This is a genomic window from Streptomyces decoyicus, from assembly GCF_019880305.1.
Classification (GTDB): Bacteria; Actinomycetota; Actinomycetes; order Streptomycetales; family Streptomycetaceae; genus Streptomyces; species Streptomyces decoyicus.
The window spans coordinates 6,123,366-6,147,222 of the sequence record NZ_CP082301.1; the positions used below are offsets into that span (position 1 = coordinate 6,123,366).

A 23,857-nucleotide genomic window follows, 5' to 3' on the forward strand; every position below is an offset into this window, starting at 1 on the left:
AAAATCGGACCGAATGAGAACCGGCAACGGAACGAAATCGGGCCTGATAGAGTCGGAAAGGCCGGAAAGCGAAAGCCGAACGGCCGACCCCGCTCCGACAGGGGCCAGAGACGGAAACGGATCTGGTAGAGTCGGAAACGCGAAGAAGCCGAAAGGCGGAAACGCACCGGCGAGAATCGGGCCCGCAAGGATCTGATAGAGTCGGAAACGCAAGACCGAAGGGAAGCGCCCGGAGATCCTGGTGAAACAGGAACAAAGGAAGCGTCCGTTCCTTGAGAACTCAACAGCGTGCCAAAAGTCAACGCCAGATATGTTGATACCCCGTCCACCTCGGTGGATGAGGTTCCTTTGAAAGCCCACCACGGCCCATGCGGTCGGGGTGGCACACACAGCGAGGACGCTGTGAACGACCGGACCTATTCCGTCTGGTCGTTCCGCTCTCGTGTGTGTTGACCCGATTACGGGTAAACATTCACGGAGAGTTTGATCCTGGCTCAGGACGAACGCTGGCGGCGTGCTTAACACATGCAAGTCGAACGATGAACCTCCTTCGGGAGGGGATTAGTGGCGAACGGGTGAGTAACACGTGGGCAATCTGCCCTTCACTCTGGGACAAGCCCTGGAAACGGGGTCTAATACCGGATACGACACACGACCGCATGGTCTGTGTGTGGAAAGCTCCGGCGGTGAAGGATGAGCCCGCGGCCTATCAGCTTGTTGGTGGGGTGATGGCCTACCAAGGCGACGACGGGTAGCCGGCCTGAGAGGGCGACCGGCCACACTGGGACTGAGACACGGCCCAGACTCCTACGGGAGGCAGCAGTGGGGAATATTGCACAATGGGCGAAAGCCTGATGCAGCGACGCCGCGTGAGGGATGACGGCCTTCGGGTTGTAAACCTCTTTCAGCAGGGAAGAAGCGAGAGTGACGGTACCTGCAGAAGAAGCGCCGGCTAACTACGTGCCAGCAGCCGCGGTAATACGTAGGGCGCAAGCGTTGTCCGGAATTATTGGGCGTAAAGAGCTCGTAGGCGGCTTGTCACGTCGGATGTGAAAGCCCGGGGCTTAACCCCGGGTCTGCATTCGATACGGGCAGGCTAGAGTTCGGTAGGGGAGATCGGAATTCCTGGTGTAGCGGTGAAATGCGCAGATATCAGGAGGAACACCGGTGGCGAAGGCGGATCTCTGGGCCGATACTGACGCTGAGGAGCGAAAGCGTGGGGAGCGAACAGGATTAGATACCCTGGTAGTCCACGCCGTAAACGTTGGGAACTAGGTGTGGGCGACATTCCACGTCGTCCGTGCCGCAGCTAACGCATTAAGTTCCCCGCCTGGGGAGTACGGCCGCAAGGCTAAAACTCAAAGGAATTGACGGGGGCCCGCACAAGCAGCGGAGCATGTGGCTTAATTCGACGCAACGCGAAGAACCTTACCAAGGCTTGACATACACCGGAAACGTCTGGAGACAGGCGCCCCCTTGTGGTCGGTGTACAGGTGGTGCATGGCTGTCGTCAGCTCGTGTCGTGAGATGTTGGGTTAAGTCCCGCAACGAGCGCAACCCTTGTTCTGTGTTGCCAGCATGCCCTTCGGGGTGATGGGGACTCACAGGAGACTGCCGGGGTCAACTCGGAGGAAGGTGGGGACGACGTCAAGTCATCATGCCCCTTATGTCTTGGGCTGCACACGTGCTACAATGGCCGGTACAATGAGCTGCGATACCGCGAGGTGGAGCGAATCTCAAAAAGCCGGTCTCAGTTCGGATTGGGGTCTGCAACTCGACCCCATGAAGTCGGAGTTGCTAGTAATCGCAGATCAGCATTGCTGCGGTGAATACGTTCCCGGGCCTTGTACACACCGCCCGTCACGTCACGAAAGTCGGTAACACCCGAAGCCGGTGGCCCAACCCCTTGTGGGAGGGAATCGTCGAAGGTGGGACTGGCGATTGGGACGAAGTCGTAACAAGGTAGCCGTACCGGAAGGTGCGGCTGGATCACCTCCTTTCTAAGGAGCACTTCTTACCAACTTCGGTTGGTCAGAGGCCAGTACATCAGCGAATGTCTGATGCTGGTTGCTCATGGGTGGAACGTTGACTATTCGGCACACTTGATTGGTTGTCACTAGTACTGCTTCGGCGTGGAACGTGGGGATTGATGGAGTGGGCCGGGCACGTTGTTGGGTATCTGAGGGTACGGACTGTTGAGTCTGGACCTTCGCGATGCCGGCCCCAGTGAACTCAGCCTTCGGTTGGGGTGGTGGGTGGCTGGTCGTTGCTTGAGAACTGCACAGTGGACGCGAGCATCTGTGGCCAAGTTTTTAAGGGCGCACGGTGGATGCCTTGGCACCAGGAACCGATGAAGGACGTGGGAGGCCACGATAGGCCCCGGGGAGCTGTCAACCGAGCTTTGATCCGGGGGTGTCCGAATGGGGAAACCCGGCAGTCGTCATGGGCTGTCACCCGCTGCTGAACACATAGGCAGTGTGGAGGGAACGCGGGGAAGTGAAACATCTCAGTACCCGCAGGAAGAGAAAACAACAGTGATTCCGGGAGTAGTGGCGAGCGAAACCGGATGAGGCCAAACCAGTCACGTGTGATACCCGGCAGGGGTTGCGTGGTTGGGGTTGTGGGATCTCTTTACTGCAGTCTGCCGGCTGTGGGACGAGTCAGAAACCGTTGGTGTAGGCGAAGGACATGCGAAAGGTCCGGCGTAGAGGGTAAGACCCCCGTAGCTGAAACATCAACGGCTCGTTTAAGAGACACCCAAGTAGCACGGGGCCCGAGAAATCCCGTGTGAATCTGGCGGGACCACCCGTTAAGCCTAAATATTCCCTGGTGACCGATAGCGGATAGTACCGTGAGGGAATGGTGAAAAGTACCGCGGGAGCGGAGTGAAATAGTACCTGAAACCGTGTGCCTACAAGCCGTGGGAGCGTCGCACAAGGAACTTGTTCCTTGTGTCGTGACTGCGTGCCTTTTGAAGAATGAGCCTGCGAGTTTGCGGTATGTTGCGAGGTTAACCCGTGTGGGGAAGCCGTAGCGAAAGCGAGTCCGAATAGGGCGTTGAGTAGCGTGCCCAAGACCCGAAGCGGAGTGATCTAGCCATGGGCAGGTTGAAGCGGAGGTAAGACTTCGTGGAGGACCGAACCCACCAGGGTTGAAAACCTGGGGGATGACCTGTGGTTAGGGGTGAAAGGCCAATCAAACTCCGTGATAGCTGGTTCTCCCCGAAATGCATTTAGGTGCAGCGTCGTGTGTTTCTTGCCGGAGGTAGAGCACTGGATAGGCGATGGGCCCTACCGGGTTACTGACCTTAGCCAAACTCCGAATGCCGGTAAGTGAGAGCGCGGCAGTGAGACTGTGGGGGATAAGCTCCATGGTCGAGAGGGAAACAGCCCAGAGCATCGACTAAGGCCCCTAAGCGTGTGCTAAGTGGGAAAGGATGTGGAGTCGCAGAGACAACCAGGAGGTTGGCTTAGAAGCAGCCACCCTTGAAAGAGTGCGTAATAGCTCACTGGTCAAGTGATTCCGCGCCGACAATGTAGCGGGGCTCAAGCACACCGCCGAAGTCGTGTCATTGCAGCATGAGGACCAACGTCCGTTGTGATGGGTAGGGGAGCGTCGTGTGCCGGGTGAAGCAGCCGTGGAAACGAGTTGTGGACGGTTCACGAGTGAGAATGCAGGCATGAGTAGCGATACACACGTGGGAAACGTGTGCGCCGATTGACTAAGGGTTCCTGGGTCAAGCTGATCTGCCCAGGGTAAGTCGGGACCTAAGGCGAGGCCGACAGGCGTAGTCGATGGACAACCGGTTGATATTCCGGTACCCGCTTTGAAACGCCCAATATCGAATCCATTAATGCTAAGGCCGTGAAGCCGGCCTGGAGTCTTCGGACAAAGGGACGTGGTGGAGCCGCCGATCCAAGGTGGTAGTAGGTAAGCGATGGGGTGACGCAGGAAGGTAGTCCAGCCCGGGCGGTGGTTGTCCCGGGGTAAGGGTGTAGCCCGTCATCTAGGCAAATCCGGATGACATGAGGGTGAGACCTGATGCCGAGCCGATTGTGGTGAAGTGGATGATCCTATGCTGTCGAGAAAAGCCTCTAGCGAGTTTCATGGCGGCCCGTACCCTAAACCGACTCAGGTGGTCAGGTAGAGAATACCGAGGCGTTCGGGTGAACTATGGTTAAGGAACTCGGCAAAATGCCCCCGTAACTTCGGGAGAAGGGGGGCCATTGCTGGTGATGGAATTTACTTCCTGAGCTGGTGGTGGCCGCAGAGACCAGCGAGAAGCGACTGTTTACTAAAAACACAGGTCCGTGCGAAGCCGTAAGGCGATGTATACGGACTGACGCCTGCCCGGTGCTGGAACGTTAAGGGGACCGGTTAGTCACATTTCGGTGTGGCGAAGCTGAGAACTTAAGCGCCAGTAAACGGCGGTGGTAACTATAACCATCCTAAGGTAGCGAAATTCCTTGTCGGGTAAGTTCCGACCTGCACGAATGGCGTAACGACTTCTCGACTGTCTCAACCATAGGCCCGGTGAAATTGCATTACGAGTAAAGATGCTCGTTTCGCGCAGCAGGACGGAAAGACCCCGGGACCTTTACTATAGCTTGATATTGGTGTTCGGTTCGGCTTGTGTAGGATAGGTGGGAGACTTTGAAGCAGCCACGCCAGTGGTTGTGGAGTCATTGTTGAAATACCACTCTGGTCGTGCTGGATGTCTAACCTGGGTCCGTGATCCGGATCAGGGACAGTGTCTGGTGGGTAGTTTAACTGGGGCGGTTGCCTCCTAAAGAGTAACGGAGGCGCCCAAAGGTTCCCTCAGCCTGGTTGGCAATCAGGTGTTGAGTGTAAGTGCACAAGGGAGCTTGACTGTGAGACTGACGGGTCGAGCAGGTACGAAAGTAGGGACTAGTGATCCGGCGGTGGCTTGTGGAAGCGCCGTCGCTCAACGGATAAAAGGTACCCCGGGGATAACAGGCTGATCTTCCCCAAGAGTCCATATCGACGGGATGGTTTGGCACCTCGATGTCGGCTCGTCGCATCCTGGGGCTGGAGTCGGTCCCAAGGGTTGGGCTGTTCGCCCATTAAAGCGGTACGCGAGCTGGGTTTAGAACGTCGTGAGACAGTTCGGTCCCTATCCGCTGTGCGCGTAGGAGTATTGAGAAGGGCTGTCCCTAGTACGAGAGGACCGGGACGGACGAACCTCTGGTGTGCCAGTTGTCCTGCCAAGGGCATGGCTGGTTGGCTACGTTCGGAAAGGATAACCGCTGAAAGCATCTAAGCGGGAAGCCTGCTTCGAGATGAGTACTCCCACCCCCTTTGAGGGGTTAAGGCTCCCAGTAGACGACTGGGTTGATAGGCCAGATATGGAAGCCTGGTAACGGGTGGAGTTGACTGGTACTAATAGGCCGAGGGCTTGTCCTCAGTTGCTCGCGTCCACTGTGTAGGTTCTGAAGTAACGACCTGTGTTATTGCCGGGTTGGTCAACTTCATAGTGTTTCGGTGGTCATTGCGTTAGGGAAACGCCCGGTTACATTTCGAACCCGGAAGCTAAGCCTTTCAGCGCCGATGGTACTGCAGGGGGGACCCTGTGGGAGAGTAGGACGCCGCCGAACAATTTTTCAGCTCCGGTCTCTGAACCCTTGTGGTTCAGGGGCCGGAGCTTTTTTGTTCTGATTTTCGGGTGGTGGGCGTAACTCGACGTTCATCTCGCCTGACCAGGATCCGTTGTATGCGGACAGTGGGAGCACTCAAGTCGGCCGGTGTCAGTGCTGGTGACGAGGTCGTGGTGCCGGCATACGGCAACGCCGAGGTGGCCCGGGCCGTGCTGGAGTTGGGCGCGGTGCCGGTGTTCGCCGACGTGGACGCCGACAGTTACTGCCTGGACCCGGCCGCGGTGTCGGACGTGGTGACCAGCCAGACGGCCGCGGTCGTGGCGATCCATCGGTTCGGGCGGCAGGCGGACGCCGGCTGGATCCGTGAAGTGGGCCAGCGGCACGGTCTGTTGGTGCTCGTGGAGGATGAGCCCGGGGCGGACCCGGTGGGCGCGGAGCTGCGGCAGGCGCATGCCTCGTACCTGGACGGCAGGCTCAGCGGGGTCCGGACGCCGACGCCGGCGGCGGGGCACACGTACGAGCAGTACGTGGTGCGGGTGCCGGGCAACGGGCGGCCGGACCGGGATGCGTTCGCGCGGACGCTGCGGGCCAAGGGCGTGGCCTGCAAGGTGCCCGTACTGGCTCCGGTGTACCGGATGCCGGGGCTGCGACGTGATGTGTTTCTGCCGCAGACCGAGCGGGCGGTGGACGAGACGCTGGCGCTGCCCGTTCATGCCGGGATGTCGCGGCGGGAGCTGCACAGGATGGTCAGCGCGTGCAATGCGCTCGGCGGATTGCTGCAACCGGCCTTTTAGGCGAGTGCCGGTGGGCGGTTCGAACCTGCCACCGAGTTGGGGTAATATCTATTCCGCTGCCGCGCCCCAATAGCTCAGTCGGCAGAGCGTCTCCATGGTAAGGAGAAGGTCTACGGTTCGATTCCGTATTGGGGCTCCAGAGGACAAAGGCCCCCGCCATGAGGCGGGGGCCTTTGTCGTATGCGGATGCGGTGACGAAGTGTGTCAGTTTTACGCGGATTCGATATAGGCCAGGCCGTGGGCGCCGGAAATGTCGTTGCGGTCGACTTCCAGGGTGGTGAGTGGGCTCAAGGTATTCAGGTCGACGACGGTGACGGTGCTGGAGAGGTTGCCGGAGACATAGCCGAGGCGGCCGTCGGGGGAGGAAGTGATGGTGAGGGGGAAGTGGCCGACCTCCACCTCACCGACGGGGGCGAGGGTGCCGGGGGCGAAGACGGTCAGGACCCCTGGGAGGTGGGAGCCGAGCGGGCCGTCCGGTGAGGCGTCCGGGCGCAGTTCGCCGACGAGGAGCGTGCCGGTCGCGGTGACATGGACGGGCAGGACCTGGCCCCGGGTGGGGAGGGTGCGGAGGATCTCGTAGGTGGCGGTGTCGATGACGCGGATGCCCGGCGGCGCCGAGGGCGGGGCGTGGAAGTCGGCCTTGGGGGCCGCTACGTAGGCATGGCGGCCGTCGGGGGCGAGGGCGAGGCCCTCGCTGCCGGGGACGGGGATACGGGCCGTGCACGCCCCGCGCTCGAGGTCGACGACGGAGACGAACGGGGCTTCCTTGTTGGTGGCGAAGCCCTGCCGGCCGTCGGGGGTGAGGGCGAACCAGTGCGGGCCGGGCGCCATCGTGGGGATGCGGCCGAGGCGGGCGTGGGTGCGGGTGTCGATGATCAGGACACCGCCGGGCTCGGTGTCGGTGGCCTCGACGCTGACGTACAGACGCCCGCGCGCACGGTCGAGAGCCAGGCCGTGCGGGGCGTGGTCGGGGGTGGTGTCGAGGGTGGCGACGACGGAGCGGGTATCGACGTCGATGACGGTGATCTCGTGGGCCGGACCCTCGTTGGCGTGGTAGAAGCCTGAGCGGTAGGTGCTGGTGCAGTACAGCAGCCGGTGGTCCGGGTCGAAGCACAGTTCGTGCGGCTGCGGCGGGACCTGGAGCACCTCGAGGCGCTCATGGGTGGCGGCGTCGAAGAAGGTGACGGTGGGGCCGGTCTGGCTGACGACGGCGAGCAGGTCGCCGGGCGGTCCGGCGGGGGTCGGAGTCATGGTCCGTATCGTGGGCGGCCGTTGGGGATGACTCCAGTGCACGGCGGGCAGGGGTGCCGTGCACCGCACGCAAGGATGCTGGTGGTGGCGGGGGAAGCGGCCGGCGGGCTGTGAGCCGCTTCACTTCGGCCGCTTCCCCGGAGGTCAGCCTGCCGGGACCTCGGGGACGCGCATGGCGAGGATGGCCATGTCGTCGGAGGCCGGTTCGGCGGCGAAGCGTTCCACGGCGCGCAGCACGCGGGCGGCGACGGCGCCGGCCGTCAGTCCCGTACAGGTGGTCAGGACGTCGGTGAGGCCGTCGTCGCCGAGCATGCGGGTGCCCTCGCGGCGTTCGGTGACGCCGTCGGTGACGCACAGGAGGACGTCGCCGGGGTCGAGGGTGACGGTCTGTTCGTAGAGCTCCAGGTCGTCCAGCACGCCGAGGAGCGGCTGGGGTTCGGCGGCCGGCTCGACCGTGCCGTCCTGGCGCAGCCGGAGCGGGAGGGGGTGGCCCGCGCAGACGACCTTGAGGAGGGCGCTGCCGTCCTCCTGCGGCCAGAGCTCGCCGTAAAGGAGCGTCAGAAAACGGCTGCGGGCGCCCTCGTCGAGGATGGCTGCGTTGAGCCGCTCCAGGACGGCGGGGCCGCCGAAGCCCTCGCGGGCGAGGAGGCGCAGGGCGTGCCGGGCCAGGCCCGTGACGGCGGCGGCTTCCGGGCCCGTACCGCAGACGTCGCCGATCGCGAAGCCGTAGGCGCCGTCGCGGATCGGGAAGAGGTCGTAGAAGTCGCCGCCGACCTCGTTGCCCTCGCCGGCCGCGCGGTAGATGACCTCGACCTCCACGCCGGGGATCACCGGCAGCTCCGGGGGCAGCAGGCTGCGCTGGAGGGACTGGCTGATGGCCGTGCGCTCGGAGTAGAGCCGGGAGTTGTCCAGGGCGAGGGCGGCCCGGCGGGAGAGGTCCTCGGCGAGTTCGAGGATCTCCTGGCGGAAGTGCTCCTCGGTGGGCTTGCCGAGGGTGAGCATGCCGATGACGCGGTTACGGGCGACCAGGGGCAGCACGACGGTTTCGCCGCCGACGGCGGAGGCGGTGGCCAGGGTGGCACCGGGGCCGGTGGAGGGGCGGGCGGAGTTGCCCAGGCCCAGGCTGCGCATGGAGGTGCGCAGGGCGGCGTCGTGCGCGGCGTCGCCGGGGGCGGTCCAGACCCGTGCGCCGGGGGTGGGGACCGGCTCGGGTGCGTCGACCTTCATCAGCAGGGTCTTCAGGCCGTCGATGCGGTCCTCGTCCTCGTGCAGGACGTAGGAGAGCTCGGGCTCGGAGGTCTGGTCGGCGACGGTGTAGACGGCGCACCACGTGGCGAGGGTGGGGACCGTCATCTGGGCCATCAGGGCCAGGGTCTGGTCGCGGTCGAGGGTGCCGGCCAGCAGGTCGGAGGCCTCGACGAGGAAGGAGAGGGAGCCGCGGCGCAGCTTTTCCAGCTCGGTGAGGCGGGCGCGTTCGACGGCGAGGGCGATGCGGTCGGCGGCGAACTGGAGCCGCAGCGCCTCTTCGTTCGTGTAGCGGCCGGCGCCCTCGGCGGCGACGCCGAGCGAGCCGGTCAGCCGGCCCTCGACCTTGAGCGGGACGGTGACGACCGAGCGCATGCCCGTGCCGCTGAGGAGCGGTACGGCGCCGGGGACGGCGGTGAGGTCCTCATGGACGGCGGGCATCCGGGCGGAGCCGTAGCGTCCGGATCCGGCCTCCACGGGGACCCGGGCGAACCGCTGGCGGGCGGAGGGCAGGCCCGTGGAGGCGCGCACCTCCAGCTCGGTCTCGTCGTCGGTGGCCAGGAGGAGGTAGGCGGCATCGCCGTCGAGCATGTCGCGGGCGCGTTCGACGGTGCGCTGGAGCAGGCCGTCGAGATCATCGGGGGCCGGTGAGCCGATGAAGACCTCGAAGGGGTCGGAGCGGCCCTCCGACCGGGCGGCCTGGGTGGCGGCGTCCGGGGCGGGGGTGCGCTGGGGGCTCTGGAGGATCGCGCGTTCGTGGTCGCGCACCAGCAGGCAGACCGTGGAGGCCTCACCGTCGGCGTCGCGGACGCGCAGGTGGGAGGCGTAGACGGGGACGACCCGGCCGTCGGAGCCCCGGATGCCGTAGGAGCCCTCCCAGCGGGAGAGCTGGAGCGCCTCGACGATGCCCGTGCCGGTGCCGGGGGTGTGCGGCCAGGCGGCGAAGTCGGTGAGCGGTTTGCCGATGACCTGCTCGGGGTCGTAGGCGAAGAGGTCCTGGGCGTCTTCGTTCCAGAAGCTGATGCAGCCGCCCCGGTCGATCTGGATCACCGCGACGCGGACGCGGGCGTCGGTGACCGGAAGGGCGTCGACGGGCAGGGCGGGGCCCGCGGAGCGGGTGCCGGCCGGGCGCTCGGGGAGGTCGAGCTGGAACCAGACGTGTTTTTGTGCGGCGGTGTACTCGACGCCCCAGCGGGAGGCCAGTGCGCCGCACAGCAGCAGTCCGCGGCCGCCCTCGCGGTCCGGGTGGACGACGACCTGGCCGGCGTTCTGGAGCGGAATCTCTCGTTCGGGGTAGCGGTCGGCGACGGAGATCCGTACGCCGTCGTCGTTGCGCAGACACAGCACATCGGCGGCCGTGCCGGCGTGCACCACGGCATTGGTGACCAGCTCGCTGGTCAGCACCACGGCGTCGTCGACGATGTCGGCACAGCCCCAGCCCTGGAGGGTGTCGCGGACGAACGCACGGGCAGTGGCGACCGAGCGCCCGACCGGCTCGAAGGTTGCGGCGGCCCGCGCGGTGATCACTGGTCTCCTCATGCGTGTGTCGGTGATCTGCTCCCCCATGGTCGCGGCGCCCCTCCGAATAAACCTGTTGTGCGTGCACCACCGCCCGTGCTCGATGGCTGGGGCGGGTGGACAGCCGTATGCCAGGTTACTTACCTTCGCCGCACCCGAGGATGCCGGTCACGTGTGTTTCCGCCCCAATCGTGCCCTGGGACGGTGTGCGATGCTGCCGAACTGTTATGGCCTGGTTGGGCCATGGTGAAACACTGGGCAAGTATCAAGAGAAAGCCCGGGTAGAACGGTCGACCCTTGCGGGAGGGACACGGTGGAGTCTGGCGCAGCAGCGCGGGGCGCAAGCACGCGCGCGAAAGGCGGACGATCCCGGAACAACGGGACGACCGAGGTGGATACGGCTGCGCTCAATCGGCTGTTGGTCGCTCTGGTTGCCATGCGGGACGGGAACTTCCGCAAGCGGCTCACGGTTTCCGGCGATGGCGTCATGTCGGAGATCGCGGCGGTCTTCAACGAGGTTGCGGATCGCAATCTGCATCTCACGGGCGAGCTGGCGCGGGTGCGCCGGGTCGTCGGACGTGAGGGAAAGCTCACGGAACGACTGGAGGTCGGCGCCGCCGAGGGCTCCTGGGCCGCGGCCATCGACGCCTCGAATGCCCTGGTGGACGACCTCGTACGGCCCGTCTCCGAAGTGGGGCGGGTGCTGTCGGCGGTCTCCGAGGGTGACCTCGAACAGCGGATGGATCTGCGGTCGCGCAGTTCGGACAGCTCTTCGGAGCACCCTCTGCGGGGTGAATTCCTGAAGGTCGGCCGTACGGTCAACGGGCTGGTGGACCAGCTCTCCGCGTTCACCGACGAGGTCACGAGAGTGGCCAGCGAGGTCGGTACGGAGGGCAAGCTCGGCGGACAGGCGCGGGTGCGCGGAATGTCGGGTTCGTGGAAGGACCTCACGGAATCCGTCAACACCATGGCGTCCCGGCTGACGGCGCAGGTGCGTGACATTGCTCTCGTGACCACGGCGGTCGCCAAGGGTGATCTATCCCGGAAGGTGACGGTTCATGTCGCCGGCGAGATGCTCGAGCTGAAGAACACCGTCAACACGATGGTCGACCAGCTCTCCTCTTTCGCGTCCGAGGTGACGCGCGTCGCCCGCGAGGTCGGCACGGAGGGCGAGCTCGGCGGGCAGGCACAGGTCCCCGGCGTGGCCGGCGTGTGGAAGGACCTGACGGATTCGGTCAACCTCATGGCCGGCAACCTCACCGCGCAGGTGCGCGGGATCGCGCAGGTCACCACCGCCGTCGCGAACGGCGACCTGTCGCAGAAGGTCACGGTCAGTGCACGCGGCGAGGTCGCGCAGCTGGCCGACACGATCAACACCATGACCGAGACGCTGCGCACGTTCGCGGACGAAGTGACGCGCGTGGCGAACGAGGTCGGCGCGGAGGGCCAGCTCGGCGGGCAGGCACAGGTGCCGGGCGCGGCCGGTACGTGGAAGGACCTCACCGACTCGGTGAACACCGCCTTCCGCAACCTGACGGCGCAGGTGCGGGACATCGCGCAGGTCACGACGGCGGTCGCCAACGGCGATCTGTCGCAGACGGTCACCGTCGATGTGGCCGGTGAAATGCTGGAGTTGAAGAACACCGTCAACACGATGGTGGGGCAGCTGTCCTCGTTCGGTGCCGAAGTGACGCGCGTTGCGCGGGAGATCGGCGTCGAGGGCGAGCTGGGCGGCCAGGCCGCGGTGCCCGGGGCGGCGGGGACGTGGAAGGACCTCACGGACTCCGTGAACACCGCCTTCCGGAACCTGACCGGACAGGTGCGCAACATCGCCCAGGTGACGACCGCGGTGGCCAACGGCGATCTGTCGCAGAAGGTCACCGTCGACGTCTCCGGCGAGATGCTCCAGCTCAAGAACACCGTGAACACCATGGTGGACCAGCTGTCCTCGTTCGCCGACCAGGTCACGCGGATGGCCAGGGACGTGGGCACGGAGGGGCGGCTGGGCGGCCAGGCCCGGGTGGACGGCGTCAGCGGCACCTGGAAGGAACTGACCGACTCCGTCAACTTCATGGCGGGGAACCTGACTTCCCAGGTGCGGCAGATCGCGCAGGTGACGACGGCGGTCGCCCGTGGTGACCTGTCCCAGAAGATCGACGTGGATGCGCGCGGCGAGATCCTGGAGCTGAAGAACACCATCAACACGATGGTCGACCAGCTCTCCGCCTTCGCCGAGCAGGTCACCCGGGTCGCCCGGGAGGTCGGCACGGACGGCAGGCTGGGCGGTCAGGCGCAGGTGCCGGGCGTCGCGGGCGTCTGGCGCGATCTGACCGACTCGGTGAACGGCATGGCCGGCAACCTGACGGCCCAGGTCCGTAACATCGCGCAGGTCGCCACGGCGGTCGCGCGCGGTGACCTGTCGCAGAAGATCGATGTGGACGCCCGGGGCGAGATCCTGGAGCTCAAGAACACCCTGAACACCATGGTCGACCAGCTCTCCTCGTTCGCGGAGCAGGTCACCCGGGTCGCCCGCGAGGTGGGCACCGAGGGCATCCTGGGCGGCCAGGCCGAGGTGCAGGGCGTCAGCGGTACGTGGAAGGACCTCACCCAGTCCGTCAACTTCATGGCGAACAACCTGACCTCGCAGGTGCGCAACATCGCCGAGGTCACGACCGCGGTGGCCCGCGGTGACCTGTCCAAGAAGATCACCGTCGATGCCAAGGGCGAGATCCTCGAACTGGTCACGACCGTCAACACGATGGTCGACCAGCTGTCCTCGTTCGCCGAGCAGGTGACCCGGGTGGCCCGTGAGGTCGGTACCGAGGGCCAGTTGGGCGGCCAGGCGCGGGTGCCGGGTGCGACCGGTATCTGGCTGGATCTCAGCGACAACGTGAACCTGATGGCCAACAACCTGACCATCCAGGTGCGCAACATCTCGCAGGTCTCGGCGGCGGTCGCCAACGGAGACCTGACCAAGAAGGTCACGGTCGAGGCGCGCGGCGAGGTCGCGCAGCTCGCCGACACGGTCAACACGATGGTCACGACGCTGTCGTCGTTCGCCGACGAGGTCACGCGAGTGGCCCGTGAGGTGGGCACCGACGGCATCCTGGGCGGCCAGGCCCGCGTCCCCGGCGTCGCCGGGACGTGGAAGGACCTCACCGAGTCCGTGAACTCGATGGCCAACAACCTGACCGGCCAGGTCCGCAACATCGCCATGGTCACCACCGCCATCGCCAAGGGCGATCTGACCAAGAAGATCGACATCGATGCGCGCGGCGAGATCCTCGCGCTGAAGACCACCATCAACACCATGGTCGACCAGCTGTCGTCCTTCGCCGAGCAGGTCACCAGAGTGGCCCGCGAAGTGGGTACGGAAGGCCAGCTGGGCGGTCAGGCGCAGGTGCGGGGCGTGGCCGGCACCTGGCGCGACCTGACCGAGTCGGTGAACGAGATGGCCGGCAACCTGACCCGTCAGGTGCGTGCCATCGCCGCGGTCGCCGCGGCGGTCACCCTCGGCGATCACAACGTCCGGATCGACGTGGACGCGGCCGGTGAGATCCTGGAGCTCCAGGACAACGTCAACACCATGATCTCCACGCTCCGGGAGACCACCCTCGCCAACGAGGAACAGGACTGGCTCAAGGGCAACCTCGCCCGGATCTCCGGTCTGATGCAGGGCCGGCGCGACCTCAAGGACGTCGCCACGCTCATCATGAGCGAGCTCTCGCCCGCGGTCTCCGCCCAGCACGGCGCGTTCTTCCTCGCGGCGCAGCCCGACAGCCAGGAGATCGGCGCGGACGGCGGTGAGGCGGGCGCCTACGAGCTGCGGCTGATGGGCTCGTACGGCTACGCCATGGGCGGGATGCCGACGACCTTCCGGCCGGGCGAGACGCTGATCGGCACGGCCGCGGAGGAGGGCCGCACGATCCTGGTGGAGAACGTCCCCTCCGGCTATCTCAAGATCGCCTCCGGACTGGGCGAGGCGCCGCCGGCGAATGTGATCGTGCTGCCGGTGCTCTTCGAGGACAAGGTGCTCGGCGTGATCGAGCTGGCGTCCTTCCAGCCGTTCACCCAGATCCAGAAGGACTTCCTCAGCCAGATCGCCGAGATGATCGCGACCAGCGTCAACACCATCTCGGTCAACACCAAGACCGAGGTGCTGCTCAAGCAGTCGCAGGAGCTGACCGAGCAGCTCAAGGAGCGGTCGGGCGAGCTGGAGAGCCGGCAGAAGGCGCTGGAGCTCTCCAACACCGAGCTGGAGGAGAAGGCCGAACAGCTGCGTGCGCAGAACCGCGACATCGAGGTGAAGAACACCGAGATCGAGGAGGCGCGGCAGGTTCTGGAGGAGCGTGCCGAGCAGCTCGCGGTCTCGATGCGCTACAAGTCGGAGTTCCTGGCGAACATGTCGCACGAGCTGCGTACTCCGCTCAACTCCCTGCTGATTCTGGCCAAGTTGCTGGCCGATAATGCCGAGGGAAATCTCTCCCCGAAGCAGGTCGAATTCGCCGAAACCATCCATGGCGCCGGCAGCGACCTGCTCCAGCTGATCAACGACATCCTGGACCTGTCCAAGGTCGAGGCCGGAAAGATGGACGTCAGTCCGACGCGGATCGCGCTGGTCCAGCTCGTCGACTATGTGGAGGCGACGTTCCGGCCGCTGACCGCGGAGAAGGGACTCGACTTCTCCGTACGGGTCTCCCCGGAGCTGCCGGCCACGCTGCACACCGACGAGCAGCGGCTGCTTCAGGTGCTGCGCAATCTGCTGTCCAACGCGGTGAAGTTCACCGACAGCGGCGCCGTCGAGCTGGTCATCCGGCCGGCCGGTGCGGATGTCCCGGTGGCCATCCGCGAGCAGCTGCTGGAACACGGTTCGCTGCGCGACCCGGATGCGGACATGATCGCCTTCTCGGTGACCGACACCGGTATCGGCATCGCGTCCAGCAAGATGCGGGTCATCTTCGAGGCGTTCAAGCAGGCGGACGGCACGACCAGCCGCAAGTACGGCGGTACGGGCCTGGGCCTGTCCATCAGCCGGGAGATCGCCCGGCTGCTCGGCGGCGAGATCCACGCCGCGAGCGAGCCCAGCCGCGGCTCCACGTTCACGCTCTACCTGCCGCACAACCCGGGCGGGCTGCCGCCGCAGGGCTACCCGCAACTGGTGGCCGGCGGGATCGCGATGGACGCGGAGGCGCGCGAGACGGAGGTCGGGCGCCAGGAGGCCGAGGAGCAGCAGCAGGGCTACGAGCAGGACTCCGGGGGCAGCCTCAACCGGCGCCGCCGCCGGGCCATTTCGGGCTCCCAGCGCCGCTTCGCCCTGCCCGGCCAGCCCCCGTCCGCGGCGCCGCCGCAGACGCCTCAGGCGCCGCCCCAGCCGGCCCCGCAGCAGCCCGCTCCGGAGCCGTGGATCGGCAACGGCCAGGATCTGGTGGACCCGGCCTTCGAGGGCGGTTTCCACGGCGAGAAGGTGCTGATCGTCGATGACGACATCCGCAATGTCTTCGCGCTCACCAGCGTCCTGGAACAGCACGGCCTGTCGGTGCTGTACGCGGAGAACGGGCGCGAGGGCATCGAGGTGCTGGAGCAGCACGACGACATCGTGCTGGTCCTGATGGACATCATGATGCCGGAGATGGACGGCTATGCGACCACGGCGGCGATCCGCCGGATGCCGCAGTTCGCCGGGCTGCCCATCATCGCGCTGACCGCGAAGGCGATGAAGGGCGACCGGGAGAAGAGCATCGACTCCGGAGCCTCCGACTACGTGACCAAGCCGGTGGATACCGATCATCTGTTGTCGGTCATGGAGCAATGGATGCGCGCGGAGTGAGGGAGCGTCCAGTATGGAGGCGTAAGAGGATCATCGCGTGTTGACTCAGTGTTGCCGTGGACGTGTGGAAGCGCAGGATTCGGGGAACCTTCTGGTCTCTGTCTGCGTTTCTGCTACGTGCACAGTGACATCGCGGTGACAGGGTGTGGCGACAGGCGGGGTGCAGCTACCATGACCGGCACAAGGACGGGCGGCATGACGGAGTCGTCCCCTGGGGCGGCGTCCGGTTCCATGCCGGGGCGAGGAGGACGGGCCATGGTGCAGAAGGCCAAGATCCTCCTGGTCGATGACCGGCCGGAGAATCTGCTGGCGCTGGAGGCGATCCTCTCTGCGCTCGATCAGACACTGGTGCGGGCATCGTCCGGGGAGGAAGCGCTCAAAGCACTGCTCACGGACGATTTCGCGGTGATTCTGCTCGATGTGCAGATGCCGGGGATGGACGGCTTCGAAACGGCCGCGCACATCAAGCGGCGTGAACGTACCCGCGACATCCCGATCATCTTCCTCACGGCCATCAACCATGGACCGCACCACACCTTCCGCGGTTACGCGGCAGGTGCGGTGGACTACATCTCCAAGCCGTTCGACCCCTGGGTGCTGCGCGCCAAGGTCTCGGTCTTCGTCGAGCTGTACATGAAGAACTGCCAACTGCGGGAGCAGGCCTCCCTGCTGAGGCTTCAGCTGGAGGGCGGGCGGCAGAGCGCCGACGAGGTGAGGGAGTCCGCGGGGCTGCTCGCCGAGCTGTCCGCGCGACTGGCCGCGGTCGAGGAACAGGCCGAGGCGCTGTCCAAACAGCTGGATGAGACGGCGGATGCGGCGGCGGTCGCCACGGCGGCCCATCTGGAGCGCAAACTCACCGGCCTGCGCCGGGCGCTGGATGCTCTGGAGCCGGGGTCGGGAAGCGCCGCGGGGTGACTGACGCCCTCTCATGAGACGGGCGCGCGACACGTTCGGGTGAAGCGCCGTGCGCTCGTGTCATGCCTGCGTTCGCCTGTAATCTCGTCGCCATGGCCTCACGTACGTCCGGCAAGGGAACCCAGAGCGCGGCGGGCCCCTCGAAGCAGCGCGCCGGACGGACCGCGGGCGCCGCCAAGAAGACCGCCGCGAAGAAGGTGCCCGCGAAGAAGGCACCCGCGAAGCCGCCGCTCAAGAAGACCGCGGCCGCGAAGAAGGCACCGGCCAAAAGGGCTCCCGCGAAGAAGGCCGCCCCCAAGCCGGCGCCGTCACCCACCGGCGGTCTCTACCGCCTCGTCCGCGCCTGCTGGCTGGGGCTCGCGCACGCCATCGGGGCGGTGTTCCGCGGCATGGGCCGCGGCGCCAAGAACCTCGACCCGGCGCACCGCAAGGACGGGCTGGCGCTGCTGCTGCTCGGCCTGGCACTGGTGATCGCGGCGGGTACGTGGTCCAACCTCAGCGGCCCGGTCGGCGATCTCGTCGAGCTGCTGGTGACCGGGGCGTTCGGGCGGCTCGATCTGGTCGTACCGATACTGCTGGGCGGCATCGCCGTACGCCTCATCCGGCACCCCGAGCAGCCGGAGGCCAACGGCCGGATCGTCATCGGGCTGTCGGCGCTGGTCATCGGTGTGCTGGGGCAGGTTGCGATGGCCTGCGGATCGCCGGGGCGCAACGACGGCCTGGCCGCCATACAGGACGCCGGCGGCTATCTCGGATGGGTCGCTTCCAAGCCGCTGATCTTCACCGTCGGGCAGACCCTGGCCGTGGCGCTGCTGGCGCTGCTGACCCTCTTCGGGCTGCTGGTGGTCACCGCGACGCCGGTGAACGCCATCCCGCAGCGGCTGCGGGCGCTCGGCGTCCGGCTGGGCGTGGTGCAGCCCGATGAGCCCGAGGAGTACGTCGACGAGGTCGAGGACTATGCGGAGGAGTGGCGCGAGCAGCCCGCCCGCAAGCCGCGCCGCTCCGCTGCCGCGCCGGCCGCGAGCGACCCGGACGCGATAGAGGAAGCGGCCCTGGCCAAGCGGCGCCGCCCGCGCCGGGCCTCCGTACAGCCCGCCACGGACCGGCCGATGGATGCGGTGGACGTCGCGGCCGCGGCCGCCGCGGCGCTGGACGGTGCGGTGCTGCACGGCGTCCAGCCGTCCCCGCTCGTCGCCGGACTCAGCAGCAGCATCTCCGGGGAGCGCCGGGACCACGACGGCGCGGAGACCACGGGGGAGAGCGGCACGGTGCCGCCGGCCCGCGCTGCGAAGCCGAAGCCGTCCGCGGTCGAGGACACCCCGGCCGTACCGGACTTCACCAAGGCGCCGCCCGAGCCGACCGGCGAACTGCCGGCGCGCGCCGAGCAGCTCCAGCTGTCCGGCGACATCACCTACTCGCTGCCCTCGCTGGACCTGCTCGCGCGCGGCGGCCCCGGCAAGACCCGCAGCGCCGCGAACGACGCCATAGTGACCGCGCTGACCACGGTCTTCCAGGAGTTCAAGGTCGACGCCGCGGTCACCGGCTTCACCCGTGGCCCGACGGTCACCCGCTACGAGGTCGAGCTCGGCCCGGCGGTCAAGGTCGAGAAGATCACCGCGCTGGCCAAGAACATCGCCTATGCGGTGGCCAGTCCCGACGTCCGGATCATCAGCCCGATCCCCGGCAAGTCCGCGGTCGGCATCGAGATCCCCAACACCGACCGCGAGATGGTCAACCTCGGCGACGTGCTGCGGCTGGCCGACGCCGCGGGCGACGAGCATCCGATGCTGGTGGCGCTCGGCAAGGACGTCGAGGGCGGCTACGTCATGGCCAACATGACCAAGATGCCGCACGTCCTGGTGGCCGGCGCCACCGGTTCCGGCAAGTCGTCCTGCATCAACTGTCTGATCACCTCGGTCATGGTGCGGGCCACGCCGGAGGACGTCCGGATGGTGCTGGTCGACCCCAAGCGCGTCGAGCTGACCGCGTACGAAGGCATCCCGCACCTGATCACGCCGATCATCACCAACCCCAAGCGCGCCGCCGAGGCGCTCCAGTGGGTGGTGCGCGAGATGGACCTGCGCTACGACGATCTCGCGGCCTACGGCTTCCGGCACATCGACGACTTCAACGAGGCGGTGCGCAGCGGGAAGGTCAGCTCACCCGAGGGCAGCGAGCGCGAGCTGGCGCCGTACCCGTATCTGCTGGTGATCGTCGACGAGCTGGCGGACCTGATGATGGTCGCCCCGCGCGACGTGGAGGACTCGATCGTCCGCATCACCCAGCTCGCCCGCGCGGCAGGCATCCATCTGGTGCTCGCCACCCAGCGCCCGTCGGTCGATGTGGTCACCGGCCTGATCAAGGCCAATGTGCCCTCCCGGCTCGCGTTCGCCACCTCCTCGCTCGCCGACAGCCGGGTCATCCTCGACCAGCCGGGCGCCGAGAAGCTGATCGGCAAGGGCGACGGGCTGTTCCTGCCGATGGGGGCCAACAAGCCGGTCCGTATGCAGGGCGCGTTCGTGACCGAGGCAGAGGTCGCGGCCGTCGTCCAGCACTGCAAGGATCAGATGGCGCCCGTATTCCGGGACGACGTCACCGTGGGCACGGCCAAGAAGAAGGAGATCGACGAGGACATCGGCGATGACCTCGATCTGCTGTGCCAGGCCGCTGAGCTGGTCGTTTCCACCCAGTTCGGGTCGACTTCGATGCTTCAGCGCAAGCTGCGGGTGGGCTTCGCCAAGGCCGGCCGGCTGATGGACCTGATGGAGTCGCGCAACATCGTGGGACCGAGTGAGGGTTCCAAGGCACGTGACGTTCTTGTGAAGCCTGATGAGCTCGATGGAGTGCTGGCGGTGATCCGGGGGGAGGCTACCGAGTAGCACAGATATCCGGGTCACGCAGACGAGAGAAGAAAGCAACCGTTTCTCCTGCCGATACGTCAAGTTGAGGGAGATGAGGGAACGATGCTTCACCATCGAGCCCCAGGGCACCGCCGACGGCGTTCCGATGGCGTACAAACTCTGCTCTCCCGCTTGCCCCACCCTTTCGCTCCACCCCTAGACTGAACTTCCAGCAGGTGGCTACACGCTCGAAAGGCGCCTCCGTGTCCATCGGCAACTCCCCCGAAGCAGACCGGCCTTCCGTCGGTGCTGCCCTCCAGAAGGCCCGTATCGGAGCGGGACTGACCGTCGAAGAGGTCAGTACGACGACACGGGTGCGCATCCCCATCGTGCACGCGATCGAGCAGGACGACTTCTCCCGCTGTGGCGGCGACGTCTACGCCCGGGGGCACATCCGGGCGCTCGCCCGCGCCGTGTCCCTCGATCCCCGACCGCTGATCGACCAGTTCGACGCCGAACACGGCGGACGGCCCGCGCCGACCCCCGCCGCCCCGCTCTTCGAAGCCGAGCGGATCCGCTCCGAGCCGCGCCGCCCCAATTGGACCGCGGCCATGGTCGCGGCGATCGTCGCGGTGGTCGGTTTCGTGGGCTTCACGCTTTTCACGGGCGGCGGCAAGAGCGGCGGCGGCCCGGTCGCGGCCGGTGACGCCAATGCGAAGCCGGCGCCGGCGCCCACCCGCCACCCCTCGACCATCAAGCCGCCCCTCAAGCCGGAGCCCTCCGACAGTGCCGTTGCCGGGCTGCCGAAGGACAAGGTCACGATCAAGGTGACCGCCCGCGACGGCCAGAGCTGGATCTCCGCCAAGGACGCCAACGGCAAGCTCCTGGAGGACGGCCTGCTCAAGAAGGGCGAGTCCAAGACCATCACCGACAAGGAACGGATCGACCTGGTCCTCGGTAACGCCGGAGCCGTACAGCTGTACGTCAACGGCAAGGAGGTCAAGCGGGTCGGTAACAAGGGCACCGTGGAGCGTCTCAGCTACACGCGAGGGGACCCGCAGGCGGGCTGAGAGCCCCTCTCCGGGGGCGTCCGCCGCCCGGCCCGGGTCCCCGGGACCGGCGGCGGAGACCTGCTCGCCAAGGGGGCGGCCGGGACAAAGTAGGCTGAGGCCTATGCCCGAACGCCGTACCGTCGCCCTTGTCACTCTTGGCTGCGCCCGTAACGAGGTGGACTCGGAGGAGCTCGCAGGCCGCCTGGCAGCGGACGGCTGGGACCTCGTCGAGGAAGCCGCCGATGCCGATGTCGCCGTCGTCAACACCTGTGGCTTCGTCGAGGCCGCAAAGAAGGACTCCGTCGACGCCCTGCTGGAAGCCAACGATCTGAAGGATCATGGCAGAACCCAGGCCGTGGTGGCCGTCGGCTGCATGGCCGAGCGCTACGGCAAGGAGCTCGCCGAGGCGCTGCCCGAGGCCGACGGTGTGCTCGGCTTCGACGACTACAGCAGCATCTCCGATCGCCTGCAGACCATCCTGAACGGCGGCATCCACGCCGCGCACACCCCGCGCGACCGCCGCAAGCTGCTGCCGATCAGCCCGGCCGAGCGCCAGGGCAGTGCCGAGGTCGCGCTGCCCGGCCACGCCCAGGACACTCCGCCCGAGGATCTTCCGGAGGGCATCGCGCCCGCCTCCGGGCCGCGTGCGCCGCTGCGCCGCCGGCTGGGCAGCAATCCCGTTGCCTCGGTGAAGCTGGCCTCCGGCTGCGACCGGCGCTGCTCGTTCTGCGCCATCCCTTCCTTCCGCGGCTCCTTCATCTCGCGCCGGCCCTCCGATGTGCTCGGGGAGACGCGCTGGCTGGCCGGGGAGGGCGTCAAGGAGATCATGCTGGTCTCCGAGAACAACACCTCCTACGGGAAGGACCTCGGTGACATCCGGCTGCTGGAGACGCTGCTGCCGGAGCTGGCGGCCGTCGACGGCATCGAGCGGATCCGGGTCAGCTACCTCCAGCCGGCCGAGATGCGCCCCGGCCTGATCGATGTGCTGACCGGCACCGACAAGGTCGCGCCCTACTTCGACCTGTCCTTCCAGCACTCCGCGCCCGGTGTGCTGCGGGCGATGCGGCGCTTCGGCGGCACGGACAGCTTCCTGGAGCTGCTGGAGACGATCCGTACGAAGGCGCCGCAGGCCGGTGCCCGCTCCAACTTCATCGTCGGCTTCCCCGGGGAGAGCGAGAGCGACCTCGCGGAGCTGGAGCGCTTCATCACCGAGGCCCGGCTCGATGCCATCGGCGTCTTCGGCTACTCCGACGAGGACGGCACCGAGGCCGCCTCCTACGGGGACAAGGTCGATCCGGACGTGGTCGCCGAGCGGCTGGCGCGGGTCTCGCGGCTGGCCGAGGAGCTGACCGCGCAGCGCGCCGAGGAGCGGGTCGGCGAGACGGTGCGGGTGCTGGTCGACCGGACCGACGACGAGGACGGCATCGTCGGGCGGGCCGCGCACCAGGCACCGGAGACCGACGGCGTCACGCTGCTGTCGACCGACCAGGAGCTGGAGCCCGGTCGTATGGTCGAAGCAAAGGTAGTGGCGAGCGAGGGTGTGGACCTCGTGGCGGAGGTGCTGTCGGTGGAGGGCACAGGGTGTACCGAGGAGGCGGCCAGATGAGCGGAGTCCCGGCTTCCGCAGCTGGTGGCCCGCGCACGGCGCCGGCCGTCCGGCAGGCCGGGCTGTGGAACATCGCCAATCTCCTGACGATGCTGCGGCTGGTGCTGGTCCCGGCCTTCGTGGTGCTGCTGATGCACGACGACGGCACCGACCCCGTCTGGCGCGTCTTCGCCTGGGCCGCCTTCGCCGTCGCCATGATCACCGACGTCTTCGACGGGCATCTGGCCCGCGCGTACAACCTGGTCACCGACTTCGGCAAGATCGCGGACCCGATCGCGGACAAGGCGATCATGGGCGCCGCACTGATCTGCCTGTCGGTGCTGGGTGATCTGTCCTGGTGGGTGACCGGCGTGATCCTCTTCCGGGAGCTCGGCATCACGCTGATGCGGTTCTGGGTGATCAAGCACGGAGTCATTCCGGCCAGTCGTGGCGGCAAAATCAAGACATTGGCACAGGGCACCGCGGTCGGCATGTACGTCCTGGTGCTGAGCGGCCCGCTGGCGACCTTCCGCTGGTGGGTGATGGCGGTGGCGGTGGCGCTGACCGTGGTCACCGGGCTCGACTACATCCGGCAGGCCGTGGTGCTGCGCCGGGCCGGGCTGGCCCGGGAGCGGGCCGAGCGGGCCGAGGGGGACGCAGCCCGGTGAGCGGGCCGGGTTCTGCCGCGGCCGGGGCGCTGGAGCTGCTCGCCGGGCGTGGGCAGAGCCTGGCGGTGGCCGAATCACTGACCGGCGGACTGGTGGCGGGCGCGCTGACCGCCGTCCCCGGGGCCTCACGGGTCGTCCGCGGCTCCGTCACGGCGTACGCCACCGACCTCAAGCGGGACGTGCTGGGCGTGGACGGCGCTCTGCTGGCCGCGTGCGGGGCTGTGGACGGCGAGGTCGCGCGGCAGATGGCGAGCGGTGTGCGGCGGGTGCTGGGGGCCGACTGGGGCCTCGCCACCACGGGTGTGGCCGGCCCCGATCCTCAGGACGGGTATCCGGTGGGCACCGTTTTCGTGGCGGTCCAGGGACCGGACGGCGCCGGGGCGGTGCGGCGGCTGGCGCTGGAGGGAGACCGCGACCGTATCCGCAAGGACACCATTCACGCCGTGCTCGCAATGTTGTTGAGCGAACTGACAGAAAATACGCGGGCACAGGATACGGAACAACACGGGGGGAATGGATGTTTGCAGCCCTGAGTGAACACGTACTT

At 66.7% G+C, this 23,857-nt stretch carries 10 protein-coding genes, 1 tRNA gene and 3 rRNA genes; 12 read left to right on the plus strand and 2 right to left on the minus strand.

Annotated features, from left to right (window positions below; all coding sequences use genetic code 11):
• Positions 1–471: 471 nt before the first annotated feature.
• From K7C20_RS27055 to K7C20_RS27075, 5 genes are all read left to right on the plus strand, one after another.
• A 16S ribosomal RNA gene (locus K7C20_RS27055) occupies positions 472–2,000 on the plus strand.
• Positions 2,001–2,302: 302 nt separating this feature from the next.
• Positions 2,303–5,424: ribosomal RNA gene (locus tag K7C20_RS27060) — 23S ribosomal RNA — on the plus strand.
• 74 nt (positions 5,425–5,498) lie between these two features.
• A 5S ribosomal RNA gene (rrf, locus tag K7C20_RS27065) occupies positions 5,499–5,615 on the plus strand.
• The 16S, 23S and 5S rRNA genes sit together here, the layout of an rRNA operon.
• A 116-nt stretch (positions 5,616–5,731) precedes the next feature.
• Positions 5,732–6,409, plus strand: a complete 678-nt coding sequence (locus tag K7C20_RS27070) for a DegT/DnrJ/EryC1/StrS family aminotransferase (protein ID WP_030081566.1) — start codon at positions 5,732–5,734, stop codon at positions 6,407–6,409.
• A gap of 63 nt (positions 6,410–6,472) precedes the next feature.
• Positions 6,473–6,548, plus strand: a tRNA-Thr gene (locus tag K7C20_RS27075).
• A gap of 71 nt (positions 6,549–6,619) precedes the next feature.
• Here the strand turns inward: K7C20_RS27075 and K7C20_RS27080 are convergent.
• Both K7C20_RS27080 and K7C20_RS27085 read right to left on the minus strand, forming a co-directional pair.
• Positions 6,620–7,660 carry a YncE family protein gene (locus K7C20_RS27080; protein ID WP_030081564.1) on the minus strand — a complete coding sequence of 347 codons (1,041 nt, stop codon included), beginning with the start codon at positions 7,658–7,660 and terminating at the stop codon, positions 6,620–6,622.
• A gap of 144 nt (positions 7,661–7,804) precedes the next feature.
• Positions 7,805–10,471 (minus strand): SpoIIE family protein phosphatase, encoded by a 2,667-nt coding sequence (locus K7C20_RS27085; protein WP_053209855.1) that lies wholly within the window; start codon positions 10,469–10,471, stop codon positions 7,805–7,807.
• Positions 10,472–10,736: 265 nt separating this feature from the next.
• Here K7C20_RS27085 and K7C20_RS27090 point away from each other — a divergent pair, with 265 nt between their 5' ends.
• From K7C20_RS27090 to K7C20_RS27120, 7 genes are all read left to right on the plus strand, one after another.
• Entirely contained in the window at positions 10,737–16,250 is a 5,514-nt protein-coding gene (locus tag K7C20_RS27090; protein ID WP_078953433.1) for a HAMP domain-containing protein, read from the plus strand.
• Positions 16,251–16,505: 255 nt separating this feature from the next.
• Positions 16,506–17,165 carry a response regulator gene (locus K7C20_RS27095; protein ID WP_030081560.1) on the plus strand — a complete coding sequence of 220 codons (660 nt, stop codon included), beginning with the start codon at positions 16,506–16,508 and terminating at the stop codon, positions 17,163–17,165.
• 92 nt (positions 17,166–17,257) lie between these two features.
• Complete coding sequence (locus K7C20_RS27100; protein WP_209443988.1) at positions 17,258–20,044, plus strand: DNA translocase FtsK; 2,787 nt, start codon at positions 17,258–17,260, stop codon at positions 20,042–20,044.
• Between the two features lie 224 nt (positions 20,045–20,268).
• Positions 20,269–21,075, plus strand: a complete 807-nt coding sequence (locus K7C20_RS27105) for a helix-turn-helix domain-containing protein (protein ID WP_030081554.1) — start codon at positions 20,269–20,271, stop codon at positions 21,073–21,075.
• Positions 21,076–21,178: 103 nt separating this feature from the next.
• A complete protein-coding gene (gene rimO / locus K7C20_RS27110) occupies positions 21,179–22,663 on the plus strand; it encodes a 30S ribosomal protein S12 methylthiotransferase RimO (protein WP_053209853.1) in 1,485 nt (494 codons plus the stop codon).
• On the plus strand, positions 22,660–23,310 hold the full coding sequence (gene pgsA / locus K7C20_RS27115) for a CDP-diacylglycerol--glycerol-3-phosphate 3-phosphatidyltransferase (RefSeq protein WP_030081549.1): 651 nt from the start codon (positions 22,660–22,662) through the stop codon (positions 23,308–23,310). Before rimO ends, pgsA begins: the two co-directional genes overlap by 4 nt.
• Entirely contained in the window at positions 23,307–23,843 is a 537-nt protein-coding gene (locus K7C20_RS27120; protein WP_030081547.1) for a CinA family protein, read from the plus strand. Before pgsA ends, K7C20_RS27120 begins: the two co-directional genes overlap by 4 nt.
• Positions 23,844–23,857: the final 14 nt, after the last annotated feature.